Source organism: Flavobacterium notoginsengisoli, from assembly GCF_042686225.1.
GTDB classification, from domain to species: Bacteria; Bacteroidota; Bacteroidia; order Flavobacteriales; family Flavobacteriaceae; genus Flavobacterium; species Flavobacterium notoginsengisoli.
The window spans coordinates 37,714-54,636 of sequence record NZ_JBHUOT010000018.1; the positions used below are offsets into that span (position 1 = coordinate 37,714).

Consider the following 16,923-nt stretch of genomic DNA (forward strand, 5'->3'; position numbering starts at 1 on the left):
GAATTACAGTGATAAACCCGACAGGTTTTTAAAACCTGTCGGGTTTAGTTAAGAGAAAATCGTTTTAAGGTTTAAAAAGTAAAAAGGCAATAATCAGTGTAATTATAATATTGAAAAGCTGAGCCGCCAAAAATGCAATTAATGGCTTTCGACTATTATTCTGTAATAAATCTTTAAAATTAGTTTCTAAACCAATACTTGTAAAAGCCAAAGCAAACCAAAGGCCTTGAAGGTTTTTTAAACTTTCTTTTACTGTATCGCGAGTTTCAGGAGTAACGAAAAACGAAAAGACAATCGAAGCCAAAATGAAACCGATGACAAACTTTGGAAAACGTTCCCAAATGACACCAAGCGTTGGTTTGGATTTTTGAACTTCTGATGATTCATTGTGTGTATAAGTCCAATAAACGGAAATCGCAAAAGCAGCTAAGCCAAGAAGGACATTTTGAGAAAACTTGACAATCGTACTTATTTTTAAAGCAGTTTCACCAACTAAACTTCCAGAAGCGACAACAGCTCCAGAAGTATCAATACTGCCACCAAGCCAGGCGCCGGTTACTTCTTCGGGAAAGTTGAAATGACTCGCAATAATCGGCATAAAAATCATCATTGGAATCGCAGTAACCAAAACCATCGAAATCACATACGATAGTTTTTTAGAATCTCCTTTTATTGCACCAGAAGTGGCAATTGCCGCTGAAACACCGCAAATGGAAACGGCACTCGAAATCATCATCGTTAATTCGTCGTCTACTTTTAGTTTTCGGCAAAGCCAAAAGGCAAAATACCAGACAGATAAAACAACCACCAAAGCCTGAATTAAGCCTAATGAACCCGCCTTTAAAATATCTGAAAAAATCACGCTAGTTCCCAACAAAACCAATCCGATTTTGACAAAAAGTTCGGTCGCTAAAGCAGAGCGAAACCATTCTGGAAGTTTGAAAAAATTCCCAATAATCAGCCCGATTAATAAACTGAAAATAACAGCTTCGAGATTTAGCGCTTTTACTTCTGAATTCCCAGCAATAATTAACGCAAGAATCGTAAGAATATAAATAATAGGAAATCCGAAAAGGAAATTTTTAATGGATTTGCCCACTAAAAAAGTACCAATAATTCCGATAGAAATAAAATAAAGAAATTGTAAACCAATAAGTTGAATGTTTTTGGTTTCGAATACATTAGAAATTAAATCGTTTGCATTTGCCCATTTGAAAACGGGAACTTGAGGAAGAAAAATAAAAAGAGAGATTCCTATAATTAGAAAACCGAGAATAACGACTGTCCAATCTTCGTTAAGGGTAAATTTTGTTGAGGTTGACATTTTGTATTTAATTAATTTGTTATCCTAACAGGTTTTAAAAACCTGTTAGGTATTATTTGCAGGTCATTAAAATAATAACTCTAATATAATTGATTTTGAATCTGGCTGAATTTTCTATTGTGTCTGGACTGACTTAGAAGTAAATACCTAACAGGTTTTTAAAACCTGTTAGGATATTCTAATGATTGAGTGTGTAATGTTTGTAGATTAGTTACAAATCGACAAAGTATTTTTGTTTGCCAAAGTCAAATTCATAATAGGTTAAATTAGGCCAAAGCGGCTTAATTAATCCTTTTTCCCAGTTTTGCAGCGCAGTTTGCAGTTCTTTTACTTTTTCTGGATTTTTTTGTGAGAGGTCTGTTTTTTCAAATTTATCAGAAGCCAGATTATACAACCAGTTTTCATGTGTTTTGCCACTGATTACTAGTTTCCAATCGCCGCTTCGAATGGCTTTTGCATCGCCAGAACGCCAATATAAATCTTTATGGGCGACTTTATTTTCATTGACAGTTTTTACTAAATCAACACCGTCATAAACTCTGTCTTTTGGTAAATCAGAACCAATAGCCGATGCAATCGTCGTGAAGAAATCTAAAGTACTTACAGGTTGTTTATAAATGGTATGAGGTTTAATTTTTCCTTTCCACGAAAGTGCAAACGGAACATTGATACCGCCTTCAAAATGCGAAAATTTACCGCCTTTTAACGGGGCATTTGTAGTTGCAAAAGTATAATCGGCACCGCCATTATCACTGGCAAAAATGATTAAGGTATTGTCTTCCAAACCTTCCTTTTTGACTTTGGCACGAATTCTTCCAATCGCATCATCCAAAGCGCTAATCATGGCAAAATAAACACGTTTGTTCTCGTCTTTTACATTCGGAAAACGATCGTAATATTTTTTACGAACCTGAAATGGTGTGTGCGGTGCATTAAAAGGAATATACAACAGAAAAGGTTTGGTTTTATTTTTATCAATAAAAGCTTCGGCTTCGTCAGCAAATTTTTCGGTTAAATATTCTTTTTCATCAATGATTGTGCTGTCTCTACGAATTTGTCCAATTCCGACACGGCCTTTGCCCCAAATCATCTTATCGGTAAAATCTTTATGATGATGATTGATAATGTCTGGATTATTGTCTTCTGGAGCAAACAGTGAGAAAGCCTGATAAAAGCCATAATGATAATCGAAACCACGGTCTAATGGAAAAAATCCTTTGTTATGTCCCAAATGCCATTTTCCGATAATTCCGGTAGCGTAACCTTGTCTTTTGGCTAAATCGGCAAAAGTGATTTCAGATTTCGGAAGACCTTGTGTTGCAATTGAGGCCTCATTTGGATATTCGATTTTATTATTTAATCTCCAATTATTGGTGTTCAATAAATATTTGAAAGCATAATATTCTAAATTGTTTTTCGGATAACGATCTCCGGGCTGATATTCGTGTCCAAAACGTTCCTGATATCTTCCTGTAATCAATCCCGCACGAGACGGTGAACAGATTGCAGCCGAAGCGTAGCCATCAGTAAACGTAACCCCTGAAGCTGCCAAAGAATCAATCTGTGGAGTAGGAGTAGATTTTCCGCCGTAGAGAGAAATATCATATTTTCCCAAATCGTCTGCAAGAAGAATAATAATGTTGGTCTTTTTTCCGGAAGCAGAATCGGAAGTCGCTTTAGAAGCTAAAAAAGCTTTTTTGCCTTCAGCTAATTTTTCATTTTCTTGTACTAAAGTGCCATCAGTATTAATTGGCCAGAATAAAAATGCTGCTATAATGAGGAGCACTATCAAAATGGAGGTAACAATTTTGGTTATTTTTTTATAGGTTGCCATAGTTTGGTTTTTGGTTAGTTTGTATTGATTTTGCCAGTATTTTGTCATCCTAAGGAACGAAGGATCACACACGTAGCTCTACAAAGATTGTCAACTCTCATTACGGAATTACTAGTGTGATCCTTCGTTCCTCAGGATGACATACTTTACGTTGAAACTGTATAAATGATTGTGATTACTTCGAAGCCAATGCCACATCAACCTCATTTTTCAAATCACTGATCCCTTCTTTCTTGAAAATAATTTTCCCGTTTTCGTATAAAATCAAAGTAGGAAAGACTTTTACCGTTTTTAAGTCGGCAATAACCTGCGGACTGTCTTCTAATTCGATTTCTACAATTTTTAAATTCGAACCGTATTCTGCTCTGATGGTTTCTAAAACAGGTTTCACTTTTTTACAAGGGCCGCAGTATTTAGAACCAACATCAACCAAAACGGTTTTGTTATCGGCAATAATTTTATTGAATTCCTTCAAGGATAATTTACTTTTCAGATTAGAATAAAAAGGTTTTCCGTTGCCAATCCAATTCGCAATACCACCTTCTAAACTGTAAGCTTCTGAAAATCCTGTTTTTAGTAATTCTTTTTCTAAAGCAACACTTCTTCCGGAGCCGATAGAATAAATAAAGACGGGTTTCGATTTGTCTAGTTTCGCGACATACTGATCGTAATTTTCAGACTGAAGGTTAAAGTTTACTGCACCTTCAATATGATTTAAAGCAAATTCTTCCGGTGTTCTAGCGTCAACAATCTGTGGATTTTTTTGACTTTTTATTTTCGAATAAAAGGAATCTAATGCTAATGAACTGTGATTTTCATTTTGCGAAAAAGCAGCAATTGCCCATAAAAAGGCAATTGCTGTTAAACTGGTTTTTAAGATTTGATTTTTCATATTCAAAATTTTTAAGCCTGCTCTAAAACGGGAGATTGTTCAGCAGTTTCTACAACAGGTTTTGATTTTAATGGAAAAGCTAAAACGCCTTCTGCTAATGCACTTCCTTCTTTTTTAGATTTGAATATTGGCCAAAGAAATTGTGCATACCATTCTTCCTGTTTGTATGATTTAGTTCCGAATGATTGCGGATATTTACGGGTGATTAATCCCGTTCCGAAAATCATATCCCAAATGAAAAACATGTTTCCGAAGTTTCCTTTAAAGTGGCCAACTCCATCTCCGCTTGTGTCTGCATGATGGGCTTGATGCGTTGCAGGAGTAGAAATTAGTCTTTCTAAAACCCATGCAATTGGATGCAGCACTTTGTATTTGTAGAAAGGTTTATCCCAAGGAATGCTTGAATGTGCTCCTAAAGTGATGAAACTTTTGATTACTAAAACAAATAAAGCGGGAAGTCCTAAACCTAAATAAGTCAACGTCGCAGTCAAATAAATTTGAGAAAAGAAAACGGTGTAAATAAAGTTTTGTCTGGAAGCCATTGCCATTCCCATATACGGAGCTGAATGATGTGTTCTGTGGAAACGCCATAAAAACGGAACTTGGTGGTGTAATCTATGGTACCAATACTGCGTTAAATCGTCTGCAATTGCGATTAAGAAAAAACCTCCCCAAAACGGAACCCAAGATAACGCATTAGCTGCGTTTGGTAATAAATAAGGCAAAGCCGTTAAGCTGAAAAAAGCAATTACGGGTGGTAAAAGTAATTTTGGAGCTAAGAAACAAACAATATCAATTTTACGTTCTTCGCCAGTCCATTCGTCATCGTATAAACCTGCTGCAAATTCTATAATTCCTAAAACGATCATAAATACCGTTAATCCCCAAGTTCTGATATTGGCAAAAACTGGCTGTGCAAATTCGAGCCAAGTAGGAAGTGTTAAATGTGATTCGCTTACAGCTCCTCCTGTTAGTTTGAAATAAAGGTAAATTGCCAATACCGGTAAGGAATAAATAAAAAAACTTATCGTTAAGTCTCTCGTTAATTTTTCTTTTTGAACTATTGCCATGATTTCTTATTTTAAAAATTGATTAATTAATGTTAATCCACCGGCCAAAATAGCTAGCGGAACTAAAAACAGGATTATCCCAACGACAATCTTTTTTCCTATAATTTCATAATCTATCCGTTTCATATCTTTTTGTATTTGAATACTTTAATGTAAAAATAAACAATTTAACTACTAATTCTATTGATTTAGTATAGTTTTGTTTTGTAAATTTTCACTAATTTGTTAGAATCTTTAATTTTTATGGAAATTTAGAACCTGTAAGGATAAACCTTGCAGGTTCTGTACACATGTATTAGTTATTACTTCCGCCAGGTTTAGTAGCCTGTTTAATTAAATCAGAAACTGTTTTTCCTTTGTCGGCTCCGGTATTGTGAATTCTTCTGTTGTACACATCCTGCCAGTCTATCAATGGATAGACGTTATTTTCTTTTGCCTGCTCATCAAATAATTTTTGAAGTTCAGCCAGTTTTTCAGGATATTTTTTCGCCAGATTATTACGTTCGTTGAAGTCTTCATTTAAGTTATACAATTCCCAAACATCGGTATCGAAATTACTTGGTGCAGGTTTTTCATTGCTTCCTAAAGATTTTTTTACAGCAAATGAATCTGGTAAATGTGCTGCAGAAGCTTTCCATCCATCTTTATAAATTGCTCTGTTTCCAAAGATGTAATAGTATTGAACTTTATGTAATGACTCCGCTTTTGGGTTATCCAAAGAAGCCTGAAACGAAGATCCTTGAATAATATCCTGCTTGATTCCTTTGATATATTCCGGTGCTTTAATTCCGGCAATCGCTAAAGTTGTTGGAAGCAAATCAGTCACATGGCTGTATTGATTTCTGATGCCGCCTTTATCTTTAATTCCGTTTGGATAAAATACAATCAATGGGTTGCGAGTACCACCTTCTGAATGTGCATCTTGTTTCCAGTTTTTGAAAGGAACGTTTGTTGCCTGCGCCCATCCTAAAGGATAATTCGTATTTAAACCTTTTGCCGTTCCAATTTCGCCGATATTATTCAGATTGCTTTGGAAATTTTCTTCATCTGTTTTTCCTTGCGAGAATAAACTTTGGTTAATTGTTCCTTGTAAAGTTCCTTCTTTACTAGCTCCGTTATCTCCAATTGCCACGAAAATTAAGGTATTGTCCAATTGCCCGCTTTCTTTTAGATAATTTACAACTCTTCCAATTTCATAATCCGTATAGGTCAGGAATCCAGCATAAACTTCCATGAATCTTGCATAAACTTTTTTCTGATCTGGAGATAGTTTTTTCCATTCTGTAATAAGTGCGTTACGATCCGGTAAAACGGCATTGGCAGGAACAGTTCCTAATTTCTTTTGGTTAGCCAAAACTTTTTCGCGGTAAACATCCCAGCCTTCGTCAAATTTTCCTTTGTAAGGTTCAACCCATTTTTCAGCAACCTGATGAGGTGCATGAACTGCTCCTGGTGCATAATACAAGAAAAACGGTTTTCCTGGCGCTGCTTTCTGCTGTTTCTGAATATAGCTGATCGCTTTATCTGTAATCAATTCATTCAAATGGCGTCCGTCAGGTTTTATATGAACTTGGTCTTCTACTAAATCAGGATTGTATTGATCGGTCTGCGAACCTAAGAATCCGTAGAAATGATCGAAACCTTTTCCAGTTGGCCATCTGTCAAATGGTCCGGCATCTGAAGCTTCTTCATCTGGTGTTACGCCATATTTTCCAACAGCAAAAGTGTTGTATCCGTTAGCACGAAGAATCTCCGCGATAGTTCCTTTATCAGACGGAATTCTTCCGTCCCAGCCCGGAAAACCTGCTGATAAAATAGTGTGTGAAAATCCGCTTACGTGTACTCTTCCTGAATTTCTTCCAGTTAATAAAGCGGCACGGGTAGGAGCACAAATCGCAGTGGTATGAAAGTTTGTATAGCGCAAGCCGTTATTAGCCAGATTATCAAAAGTTGGCGTATTGATTAAACCTCCAAAAGAGCTTGAAGCGCCAAATCCAACATCATCTAATAAAATCCAAACCACATTTGGAGCGCCTTTTGGAGCTGTTACAGGATCTGGCCAATATTCTTTAGAATCTGCCAGCGTTTTACCGATTGTCCCTTTAAACTCTTGTGTGTCTTGTGCAAATCCTAATTGTGCAACCAGTATTGCAGTAATCAAAAATCCCTTTTTAGGACTTTTGATCAAAAGGTTATTTTTTAAATTTTTCATGATTTTATAGTTTTTTAGTTATAAGGTTTTCTAATCTTCAATCTTTTTTAAACACATAGAATCATAGTTTTTAGAATCGATAAAAGGCGTTGCGCTTATCTCAATTCACATAGCAACTATGTGTGGAGAAATGAGTTTCTCTTTTACTTTCTTTATTAACAATTAAAAATCTATGTCTCTATGTGTTTAAAACTTTTAATATCCAGGATTTTGAGGCAAACCATTCGGATTAATATTTCTTTCGCTTTGCGGAATTGGATAAAGATTATTTCTTTCTGAAACAGAGTTTTTAGCTGTTACTTTTTTTACTTCAGTAACCAAAGTTCCCCAGCGTACTAAATCGAACCATCTTTGTCCTTCCTGAACAAACTCTTTCTTACGTTCTTCCTGAATTGCAGCTCTAAATGTAGCTTGGTTTAATCCGGTTAAATCTACCGTTGCATCCGGAGTAGTGATTGCTTTTCCGAAAGCTCTTCGTCGTATTTGATTGATCAATTCATAAGATTCAGCCGTTGGACCGCTTTGTTCATTTATCGCTTCCGCTAAAGACAAAAGAATATCTGCATAACGAATAACCGGAAAGTTGATTGCGACATTTCCAGGAGTTGCCAGATTCGTTAAATCCAGATATTTTTTGAAAATTGGTTTCGGAAAAGTATAAAGCGTTCCGGTTGCCGGATTCAATAATTGCTTTGCATAACTTACATCTCTTCTTTTATCACCGGCTGCATAAATATCATAGAATAAAGCTACGTCTGAGATAATATCTGCAGGTTCTGTCGCGGTAAATCCGGTAAAAGAGGTTGCCTGAAAAGTACTCCCACTAGAACCGTTTCCTGCCTGATTTGGTTCGAACTGGACAGAGAAAATATGTTCTTTTCCGTTCTTTTTGGTTTTGGTAAAGATGTCCTGAAAATCTTCGAACAAAGCATATCCGTAACCTCCGTTAATTACTTCTCTCGATTTTGCAATCGCATTCGGCCAGTCTTTTCTAGTTAGATATACTTTTGCCAAAATAGCTTTTGCAGCTCCGGAAGTAGCTCGTCCTGCATCTGCGGCCGTATAAGTAGCTGGCAAAGCTTCTGCATCTGTTAAATCTTTAATGATTTGATTATAAACTTCTTCAACTGTTGCTCTGTTTGTTTTAAGACCTCCTAATTCAATAGAAGTTGCTTCGTGTAAAACAATTGGCACACCGCCCCAAAGACGTACTGCCTGAAAATAAAGCAATCCTCTAATGAATTTTGCTTCATTAATTAATCTTGTCTTGATTACCTCGTTACCAGATACTTTCGGAATATTATCTATAGAAACATTGGCTCTGTTGATTCCTGCATAGATTTGTCTCCAGGCTACCTGAACACGATCAGTTGTAGCATCGTGTGTCAAAGCGCTCATAGCTCTAACCTGCGGATTGGTTGCAGAAACTCCGGCAGCAGCATAATCAGAACCCATATCCGTTAAGAAATAAAGATTTCTTCCGAATAAACTCTGCTCTCCCGGATCAAGGCTTAAAGAAGCGTAAACTGCAGTTACACTTGCAACAGCATCGTCCTGAGTGATAAAGTAATTCTCTTCGGTTACAAAAGAGTCTGGAGTTACCTCCAAATCTGTGCACGATACCAATAGTCCGGCACTTAAAAGGAATGTTATAATGATCTTTTTCATTTTATATTTTTTTACTTAGAAAGTTACGTTCAGACCCGAGATGAATGTTTTGGAATTTGGATAAGAACCAAAATCAATTCCCGGATATAAGTTGTTTTGTTCGTATGAACTTACCTCCGGATCATAACCGGTGTATTTTGTCCATGTAATTAGATTTTCTGCTGAAACATAGAATTTCACGCTTTTCGTTCCCAGTTTTTTAGAAACACTTTTAGGTAAGGTATAACCTAGTGTGATTAATTTTAATCTTAAGAAAGAAGCATCTTCAACATATCTTTCAGAAACAATTCCTAGCGGAGAACTAGTTGCTCTCGGAATTTCATTGCTTGGATTTGTTGGTGTCCAGCGGTCGTTTAAAGTTGTGGCAGCATTCGTTCCAAGAGTAGAGATTTCTAACTGCTGATTTAAAGCATTGAAGATTTTTCCGCCATAAGATCCCTGGAAAGAGAAATTCAGATCAAAATCTTTGTATGAAACAGTATTACTGAAACTGCCGACAAATTTTGGCTGAGAAGTTCCCAAATTTCCTTTGTCCAAAGCATTAATTACGCCATCACCATTTGTATCCACATATCTTCTGTCTCCTACTTTTGTATTGGCTAAACTGTTGATTTTTGGCTGCGTATTCACTTCTTCCTGAGTCTGGAAAATCCCGTTTGTTCTGTATCCCCAGAATGTTCCAAGAGGAAGTCCGACTTTAACAATAACGGGTTGCTGTTGTAATAAAGAACCGTTTGGTACTACGGGGAAAAATTCATTTACGCCATTTCCAATTTCAGTAACCTTATTTTTGTTAGCAGAAAACACTATGTTGGAATTCCATGCAAAGTTTTCTGTTTTGATATTTTCAGTGGTTAAACCAATTTCCAAACCTTTATTTTCAACACCACCAATATTTTGAAGCACTGTTGCATAACCAGAACTCAACGGAACCGGAACACTAATTAATAAATCGTTTGTCTTTTTGTAATAAACATCAAAAACAAAATTGATTTTTCTGTCCAATAAGGATAAATCCAATCCAACATTATATTGAGTTGTTTTTTCCCATTTCAAATCCGGATTTGCTAATCGGGTAGGGGCTAAACCAGTGTATAATGTTCCTCCAAAAGAATAATTTACAGAACCCATTGCCGGTAATGAAAGATAATTTCCAATTTCCTGGTTTCCTGTTGTTCCCGCTGTTAATCTAAGTTTAGCCTCGGTTACACCTTTGATGTTACTGGCAAATTCTTCATCCGTAATATTCCAGGAAAATCCTGCGGAAGGGAAATAACCCCAAAGTGATTCAGCACCGAATCTTGAAGACCCGTCAGCACGTCCGGATAAAGTGAAGTTGTATTTTCCTTTATAAGAATAATTGACTCTTGCCAGCCAGGATTTCAGCACACTTTCATAAGCATCGCTGTATGGTTTTACAGCAACACCATCTTGTAAAGCATTGTAAGTATTGGCATCATTCACAAAAGTCTGCGCTCCTGCATTTACAACTTCGCCTTTTGTATATTGAAGCGTATAACCTCCTAAAGCAGAGAATTTATGGCTTTCGCCGAAATTGGTGTTGTAATTCAGTGTGTTTTCATTTAAAACTGAACTTACGACTCTTTCCCCAACAGAAGCTAAACCTTTTGTTCCTGCGCCAGTTGTAGTATTGGCAGGAGCATAATAGTTTTGTTTGGTGTTTAAAACATCGCCGCTTACAGCCACTTTCGCCGTTAATTTTTTAGTGATTTTATATTCGCCAAATAAACTGGTTAAGATTCTGTTCAATTTAGTTTCGTTGATAGTATTTTTTAAATCATTAATTGGATTGGGAACGTAGCCATTTACAGAAGTTGCATATGGGTTGTTAGTTACGTTATAACTTCCATCAGCATTTTTAATTGGAACTACTGGAGCTGTTAATAAAACACTTACAAGAGGATTTGGATTTCTTCCTGCACCTGCGCCACCGTTTGTTCCTACACCGTTAGAAATTGAATTCGTATAATTGGCATTGACACCAAACTTAAAATTCTGAGAATAATTTCTTTCATAGTTTGCACGAAGAGAAATACGTTTAAAGTCACTACCTAAAACAATTCCGTCCTGATCAAAATAACCGGCAGAGATAGAATATCTGGATCTTTCATCTCCACCCGAAAAAGACAGGTTATGACTTTGTATTGGCGCAGCCGTTACAAATGCAGCATCTTGCCAATTATAACTGCCGGAAGTTTTTAAGGCTTCGATTTGAGCATCAGAGAAAGATGGTGCCTGACCAATACTTGCCTGAACATCGTTTCTTAAACTTGCCCATTCGCTGGCATTCATTACACTTAGTTTTTTAGAAATATTCTGGAATCCGAAATAACCCTGGTAGGAAATATTATCCTGTCCTTTTGTACCTTTTTTAGTAGTAATAATGACAACACCGTTGGCACCGCGAGAACCATAAATAGCTGTTGCCGAAGCATCTTTCAAAACTTCGATAGATTCGATATCCGCTGGATTTATAGTAGACAAAACGTTAACGCTTGCTCCGGCATAAGCTACTCCGGCCGAACTGTTTGAGTTATCATTGTAAATTAAAATCCCATCTACAACATAGAGAGGTTCATTACCGGCAGTAATAGAGTTTCCTCCACGGATACGTACACTTGAAGAAGCTCCGGGGCGTCCTGAACTTTGTGTAACTACCACTCCTGAAATTGCTCCTCTTAAAAGATTATCTGCAGATGAAGTTACCTGAGATAAATTGGCTTTTGGAACAGAGGCAACAGAACCCGTAATATCTTTTCTTTTCTGAGTTCCGTAACCAACAACAACCAATTCATCCAGTTCCTGTCTTTCTTCTTTTAGATTAATGATTACAGGATTTTTTTCGACTATTACTTCGGCTTTTTTATATCCAATGTAACTTACAATTAAAGTGTAAGGAAATTTCTGTCCGGTCTGAAAATAAAATTTTCCTTCAGCATCCGTTACAACACCGTGAGTTGTTCCTTTAATAGTGACTGAAGCGCCTATAATGGGCTGATTTGTAATGGCATCGACAACAGTTCCATCAAGTTTAGACTGTATAAGAGGCGTGGTATTTTGGGCATGTATTCCCGCCGTTATCAAGAGTAGAAACAGCAGTATGTATATGTTTAACTTTTTTTTCATTTCTTTGTATTGGTTTTAAGTAATTAACAAGACGCCCTGAGCACTGTTTATACAGCACTCTAAAAGTGTTCTTGATTTAGTGATAAATGTTCTTTAAGCCTTGCCATTTCTGTTGCCGCAGAAATGGCTTTTTTTATTTACAGCAACAGCTTTGTATTGTTTTCATTTTAGTTTTCTTTAGTTGTTAGTTATTTAATTTCTGAATAATAGGTATGGTTTCAAGAACCTGTCCAGAGCAGAAATAGGCTTCGGAAAGATTTTTGGGTAAATTCAATAAATATTTTTGGTGGTGTGTTTTTAAGAAATTTGCTTTTATGTAAAAATTAGCAAACAAAACAAAAGTAGATTATTAACAACAGAAACACATATAACAAATAGTGTTATAAGTGTACTTTTTAGGAAGAATGTAATGCGATATGCTTTCTGTTGTTTTCACAATAATAATTTTTTAGTTTGAAATATTATTTTAAACTCTACTAATCCTATAGACAAAGTTAATTTTTATATAATAAAAACCAAAAGTTTGTGTACTTTTTTTTGAAAAATATACAGCTATGTACTTGTTATATATAGACTTTAGTTTGATAAGGCCTTATTTTAAAAGGGATTTAAAGGGATGTGGAATCGTGGTAAATGTTAAAATAAATTTTTAAACAGATATAAAATTGTAGTATTTTATACTTGGTTTTCGGGTTGTATACCAAATTTAAATTCCTTCTTTGATCTAAAAAGAGATTGTAAAACGCCTCAAAAAGCTTTTGATGTATTTATTTTATAAAAATCAGATAAGATTTTTAAAGTTGATTTTGAATAAATTAGAGTAATTTTATAGAAATTAAAATAAAACCAAAAAAAATGTTCATCGTAAGCAGAAATACTTATATTTGTAAATAAGTATTTTTACTTAGTTTTATATCTAGATAAAAATGATTGAAGTTAAAAAAGCCTTAGAAATTGTTGCAGCGAACAGCTCAAATATGCCAAAACAGAAAATACAAGTACATAAAGCACTTGGTTACGTTCTTGCAGAAACAATTTATTCGCCCATTGCTATGCCTCCGTTTCGTCAATCTGCTATGGATGGATATGCCTTCATTCATTCCGGAAGACATCAGTTTGATATCGTTGGTATTTCTCAGGCAGGAGATCATTTAAAGATAGAACTAAAAGAAAATGAAGCCGTTCGTATATTTACAGGGGCTCATGTTCCTAAAAATGCAGATACTGTCGTAATGCAGGAAGATGTTATGGCAAGCGAAGATTCGATTTTGATTGCCAAGATGCCCGAACCTTTTTCAAATGTTAGAAATAAAGGAGAACAGATTAACGAAGAAGATGTTGTTTTTGATGCCAATACATTGATTACACCGGCAGCAATTGGTTTTTTAGCTTGTTTAGGAATTACAGAAATAGAAGTTTATAAAAAACCTAAAATTGCCATTTTAGTCACGGGAAATGAATTGGTGGAGCCAGGCAAAAAGCTAAAAAAAGGAAAAATTTACGAAAGTAATTCCATAATGCTTCAGGCTGCTTTACAAACAATTGGTATTAAAAATGCAAAAGTTTTTAGAGTAAAAGACAGTCTGAAAGAAACCAAAAATGTTCTGAAAGATCTGCTGAAAAAAAATGATATTGTTTTAATTTCTGGTGGAATTTCAGTTGGAGATTATGATTTCGTAAAAGAGGCTTTACTGGAAAACGGAGTTCAGGAACTTTTTTATAAAATAAATCAAAAACCAGGAAAGCCAATGTTCTTTGGTTCTAAAAAAAATACTTTGGTATTTGCGCTTCCAGGAAATCCGGCTTCGTCATTAACGAATTTTTATATTTATGTTTATCCGGCAGTAAAAAATCTGATGGGTTTTTCAAATACTCATCTTCCAAAAATCGTAAGGAAACTGAATAGCGATATACAAAATACAACGGGCAAAACATTATTTTTAAAAGCATTGTATGATGAAACCAGCGTTACGATTTTAGATGGTCAAGCTTCTTCAATGTTAAACTCTTTCGCTATAGCGAATGGTTTAGTGATAGTAGAACAGGATTGCGAAAAAATGAAAAAAGGAGATTCAGTAACGATTCTTCCGATTGATTAGCAATTCCATAGAATAGAGAATAGAAAATAGAATAAAGAAAAAAGATTTTGGTTGAGACAACAGCTGAAACCTGAAACCTGAAACAAAAGAAAACAAAATTAAAAAATGAATCTTCTAAATTCCGAAAACATACTATTATTCAGTTTTGCCTTAATTGTAATTGCATTTTTATATTCCAGTGTCGGGCACGGCGGAGCATCGGGTTATTTGGCTTTAATGAGCATTTTTGCTTTTCCGATTTCAGTAATGAAACCGTCGGCATTGTTGTTGAATTTATTTGTATCAAGTATTTCGTTCTTATTTTATTATCGAAATAATTATTTCAAACCAAAGCTGTTTTATCCGTTTGCAATTGCATCGATTCCGGCAGCTTTTATTGGCGGATTTATCACTTTGGATAATGCGGTTTATAAAATAATTCTCGGAATTGTATTGGTTTTTGCCGCGCTGAGATTATTTGGAGTGTTTAATTTTAAAGAAAAAGAAGAAGTAAAAATCAATCTTCCTTTTGCTTTGGCGATCGGTTTTGCAATTGGATTATTATCCGGAATGCTTGGAATTGGTGGTGGAATCATCCTGAGTCCGATTTTATTATTTTTAGGATGGGCATCAGTAAAAGAATCGGCAGCGGTTTCGAGTTTGTTCATTTTTGTGAATTCATTCGCTGGAATGTTAGGTTTCTTTTTAGGAGGAAAAACAATCCCGATGGAAAGTTTTTATTTAGTTCCAATTGCAATTGTAGGAGGAATGTTAGGCGGATTTTACGGAAGCGGAAAATTCTCGAACAGAACATTAAAAATGGTTTTAGGAACAGTGATTTTAATGGCAAGTGTTAAATTGATTTTTCCTTAAAAATAAAATAAAATTTAACCGCAAAGAACGCAAGGTTTTTAGGTTAAGTTAATTTTATCAAAAATAGTAAAGTACGCAAAGCTTTATGTTGACCCAGCTTTGCGAACTTAATTTAAAGGAAGCAAAAAAAAAAACTTAGCGCACTTTGCGGTAAAAAAAAACTCATCGCAACCTGAAACCTGAAACAAAGAAAACTTGAAACAAAAATATCATGAAAACACTAACAGTATTTATTCTTTGTGGAGGAAAAAGCTCCAGAATGCAGTCAGAAAAAGGATTGGTTTTGTTTCAGGAAAAACCATTCATAGAGCATATCATTCAGGCTATTTTACCAATTACCAATCATATAAAACTGATCACGGCATCTAAAGAATATGATTATTTAGATTATGAAAAAATACCGGATTTAATAGAAGATAAAGGCCCTTTGGGCGGAATCTATACCGCTTTATCATATTCAGAAACCGAATTCAATCTGATTTTAAGTTGTGATATTCCGCTGATTTCAACAGAATTATTACAAGAATTAATATCAAAACATACTAATCAGGCCGGAATCACGGTTTTTGCTTCAGAAAGTAAAACCCATCCGTTAATCGGAATTTATTCAAAAGAAATTGTTCCGGTCATAAAAGAAGCTATCGATTCTAATGAATTGAAAATGATGGATCTGCTGGCGAAAATACCGCATCAGATTATCAATATAGAAGAAAGCGAAAATTTCCATCTGACCAATATTAATTCGGCAGACGAATTAAACGATTTAAATATCAATTCAATTTAAAGCAATATGAAAACTTTAAAAACACCAAAATTAACTATTGTCGGGGCAGGCCCGGGCGATGTTGAATTGATTACGATGAAAGCCATAAAAGCTTTAAAAAGCGCCGATGTAGTTTTGTATGATGCTTTGGTAAACGAAGAATTATTAGAATATGCATCAAATGCCGAAATTGTTTTTGTTGGAAAACGATTAGGCTGTCACGCTTATACCCAAGATCAGATTAACGATTTGATTGTTTCGATGGCAAAATCACACGGACATGTCGTTCGTTTAAAAGGTGGCGATCCGTTTGTTTTTGGAAGAGGAAGCGAAGAAATCGAATTTGCAGAAGATTTCGGAATCGAAACCGCTATTGTTCCCGGAATTTCATCGGCTTTAGGAGTTCCTGCTTCGGTTGGAATTAGTTTGACACAACGAAAAGTTGCCGAAAGTTGTTGGGTAATTACTGGAACAACTTCAGATCATAAATTATCTAAAGATGTTCAGTTAGCTTCAAAATCGTCTGCAACAGTGGTGATTTTGATGGGAATGCATAAGTTGGATGAAATCATTTCTATTTATGAAGAAAACAGAAACGATGATCTTCCGATTGCCATTATTCAAAACGGAACCAAAAATTCAGAGCAAAAAGTGATTGGAACTATTAGCACAATTACTAAATTGGTAGCTGAAAAAAATATATCATCGCCCGCAATTATTGTTATTGGCGAAGTAGTAAGAAATACATCAAGCTGGATTTCCTATTTTCAAGAGCATTTTGAGGACGAATTTATTTTTCAGAATTTAAATTTATAAAAATGATTGAGGTTAAGTATTTTGGAGCTGTCGCTGAAAAGACGAAATGTGAATTCGAAAAATTATCTTTTTCTGAAGAATTGTCATTGCAAAAGCTTTTGCAGAATTTGAATGATAAATATGAGTTTGAATCACTGACTTTCAGCGTTGCAATAAACCAAAAAATCGTTTCAAAAACATCCGATTACACTTTACAGACAAGCGATATTGTAGCTTTATTACCACCATTTGCAGGAGGCTAAAAAC

12 protein-coding genes are annotated in these 16,923 nt (G+C 35.2%); 5 read left to right on the forward strand and 7 right to left on the reverse strand.

Annotation, left to right across the window (positions count from 1 at the left end):
- Positions 1 to 64: 64 nt before the first annotated feature.
- The 7 genes from ACFS3A_RS25855 to ACFS3A_RS25885 form a co-directional block, all read right to left on the reverse strand.
- Positions 65 to 1,324, reverse strand: coding sequence for a YeiH family protein (locus tag ACFS3A_RS25855; protein ID WP_379828504.1), 1,260 nt, complete (start codon positions 1,322 to 1,324; stop codon positions 65 to 67).
- A 211-nt stretch (positions 1,325 to 1,535) separates the two neighbouring features.
- Entirely contained in the window at positions 1,536 to 3,158 is a 1,623-nt protein-coding gene (locus tag ACFS3A_RS25860; protein ID WP_379828506.1) for a sulfatase-like hydrolase/transferase, read from the reverse strand.
- Between the two features lie 175 nt (positions 3,159 to 3,333).
- Positions 3,334 to 4,050: a thioredoxin domain-containing protein gene (locus tag ACFS3A_RS25865; RefSeq protein WP_379828507.1), complete on the reverse strand. Its 717-nt coding sequence runs from the start codon at positions 4,048 to 4,050 to the stop codon at positions 3,334 to 3,336.
- Between the two features lie 11 nt (positions 4,051 to 4,061).
- Positions 4,062 to 5,120 carry a sterol desaturase family protein gene (locus ACFS3A_RS25870; RefSeq protein WP_379828509.1) on the reverse strand — a complete coding sequence of 353 codons (1,059 nt, stop codon included), beginning with the start codon at positions 5,118 to 5,120 and terminating at the stop codon, positions 4,062 to 4,064.
- Positions 5,121 to 5,415: 295 nt separating this feature from the next.
- Entirely contained in the window at positions 5,416 to 7,332 is a 1,917-nt protein-coding gene (locus ACFS3A_RS25875) for an arylsulfatase (RefSeq protein ID WP_379828511.1), read from the reverse strand.
- Between the two features lie 195 nt (positions 7,333 to 7,527).
- Positions 7,528 to 9,000 (reverse strand): RagB/SusD family nutrient uptake outer membrane protein, encoded by a 1,473-nt coding sequence (locus tag ACFS3A_RS25880; RefSeq protein WP_379828513.1) that lies wholly within the window; start codon positions 8,998 to 9,000, stop codon positions 7,528 to 7,530.
- Between the two features lie 15 nt (positions 9,001 to 9,015).
- Positions 9,016 to 12,147 (reverse strand): SusC/RagA family TonB-linked outer membrane protein, encoded by a 3,132-nt coding sequence (locus tag ACFS3A_RS25885; RefSeq protein ID WP_379828514.1) that lies wholly within the window; start codon positions 12,145 to 12,147, stop codon positions 9,016 to 9,018.
- A 926-nt stretch (positions 12,148 to 13,073) separates the two neighbouring features.
- Here ACFS3A_RS25885 and ACFS3A_RS25890 point away from each other — a divergent pair.
- From ACFS3A_RS25890 to ACFS3A_RS25910, 5 genes are all read left to right on the forward strand, one after another.
- The gene (locus tag ACFS3A_RS25890; protein ID WP_379828515.1) at positions 13,074 to 14,246 is read left to right on the forward strand and encodes a molybdopterin molybdotransferase MoeA; all 1,173 of its coding nucleotides are present in this window, start codon (positions 13,074 to 13,076) and stop codon (positions 14,244 to 14,246) included.
- Between the two features lie 105 nt (positions 14,247 to 14,351).
- Positions 14,352 to 15,098 (forward strand): sulfite exporter TauE/SafE family protein, encoded by a 747-nt coding sequence (locus ACFS3A_RS25895; RefSeq protein WP_379828516.1) that lies wholly within the window; start codon positions 14,352 to 14,354, stop codon positions 15,096 to 15,098.
- Positions 15,099 to 15,309: 211 nt separating this feature from the next.
- On the forward strand, positions 15,310 to 15,882 hold the full coding sequence (locus ACFS3A_RS25900) for a molybdenum cofactor guanylyltransferase (protein WP_379828517.1): 573 nt from the start codon (positions 15,310 to 15,312) through the stop codon (positions 15,880 to 15,882).
- Between the two features lie 6 nt (positions 15,883 to 15,888).
- Positions 15,889 to 16,677 carry a uroporphyrinogen-III C-methyltransferase gene (gene cobA, locus ACFS3A_RS25905; RefSeq protein ID WP_379828519.1) on the forward strand — a complete coding sequence of 263 codons (789 nt, stop codon included), beginning with the start codon at positions 15,889 to 15,891 and terminating at the stop codon, positions 16,675 to 16,677.
- Positions 16,678 to 16,679: 2 nt separating this feature from the next.
- Positions 16,680 to 16,919, forward strand: a complete 240-nt coding sequence (locus tag ACFS3A_RS25910) for a MoaD/ThiS family protein (RefSeq protein ID WP_379828521.1) — start codon at positions 16,680 to 16,682, stop codon at positions 16,917 to 16,919.
- The last annotated feature ends 4 nt before the right edge of the window (positions 16,920 to 16,923 follow it).

Excerpts from the sequence above, each read along its gene's own strand:
- ACFS3A_RS25855 (WP_379828504.1), bottom strand. The coding sequence starts at position 1,324 with ATGTCAACCTCAACAAAATTTACCCTTAACGAAGATTGGACAGTCGTT.
- ACFS3A_RS25860 (WP_379828506.1), bottom strand. The coding sequence starts at position 3,158 with ATGGCAACCTATAAAAAAATAACCAAAATTGTTACCTCCATTTTGATA.
- ACFS3A_RS25865 (WP_379828507.1), bottom strand. The coding sequence starts at position 4,050 with ATGAAAAATCAAATCTTAAAAACCAGTTTAACAGCAATTGCCTTTTTA.
- ACFS3A_RS25870 (WP_379828509.1), bottom strand. The coding sequence starts at position 5,120 with ATGGCAATAGTTCAAAAAGAAAAATTAACGAGAGACTTAACGATAAGT.
- ACFS3A_RS25875 (WP_379828511.1), bottom strand. The coding sequence starts at position 7,332 with ATGAAAAATTTAAAAAATAACCTTTTGATCAAAAGTCCTAAAAAGGGA.
- ACFS3A_RS25880 (WP_379828513.1), bottom strand. The coding sequence starts at position 9,000 with ATGAAAAAGATCATTATAACATTCCTTTTAAGTGCCGGACTATTGGTA.
- ACFS3A_RS25885 (WP_379828514.1), bottom strand. The coding sequence starts at position 12,147 with ATGAAAAAAAAGTTAAACATATACATACTGCTGTTTCTACTCTTGATA.
- ACFS3A_RS25890 (WP_379828515.1), top strand. The coding sequence starts at position 13,074 with ATGATTGAAGTTAAAAAAGCCTTAGAAATTGTTGCAGCGAACAGCTCA.
- ACFS3A_RS25895 (WP_379828516.1), top strand. The coding sequence starts at position 14,352 with ATGAATCTTCTAAATTCCGAAAACATACTATTATTCAGTTTTGCCTTA.
- ACFS3A_RS25900 (WP_379828517.1), top strand. The coding sequence starts at position 15,310 with ATGAAAACACTAACAGTATTTATTCTTTGTGGAGGAAAAAGCTCCAGA.
- cobA (WP_379828519.1), top strand. The coding sequence starts at position 15,889 with ATGAAAACTTTAAAAACACCAAAATTAACTATTGTCGGGGCAGGCCCG.
- ACFS3A_RS25910 (WP_379828521.1), top strand. The coding sequence starts at position 16,680 with ATGATTGAGGTTAAGTATTTTGGAGCTGTCGCTGAAAAGACGAAATGT.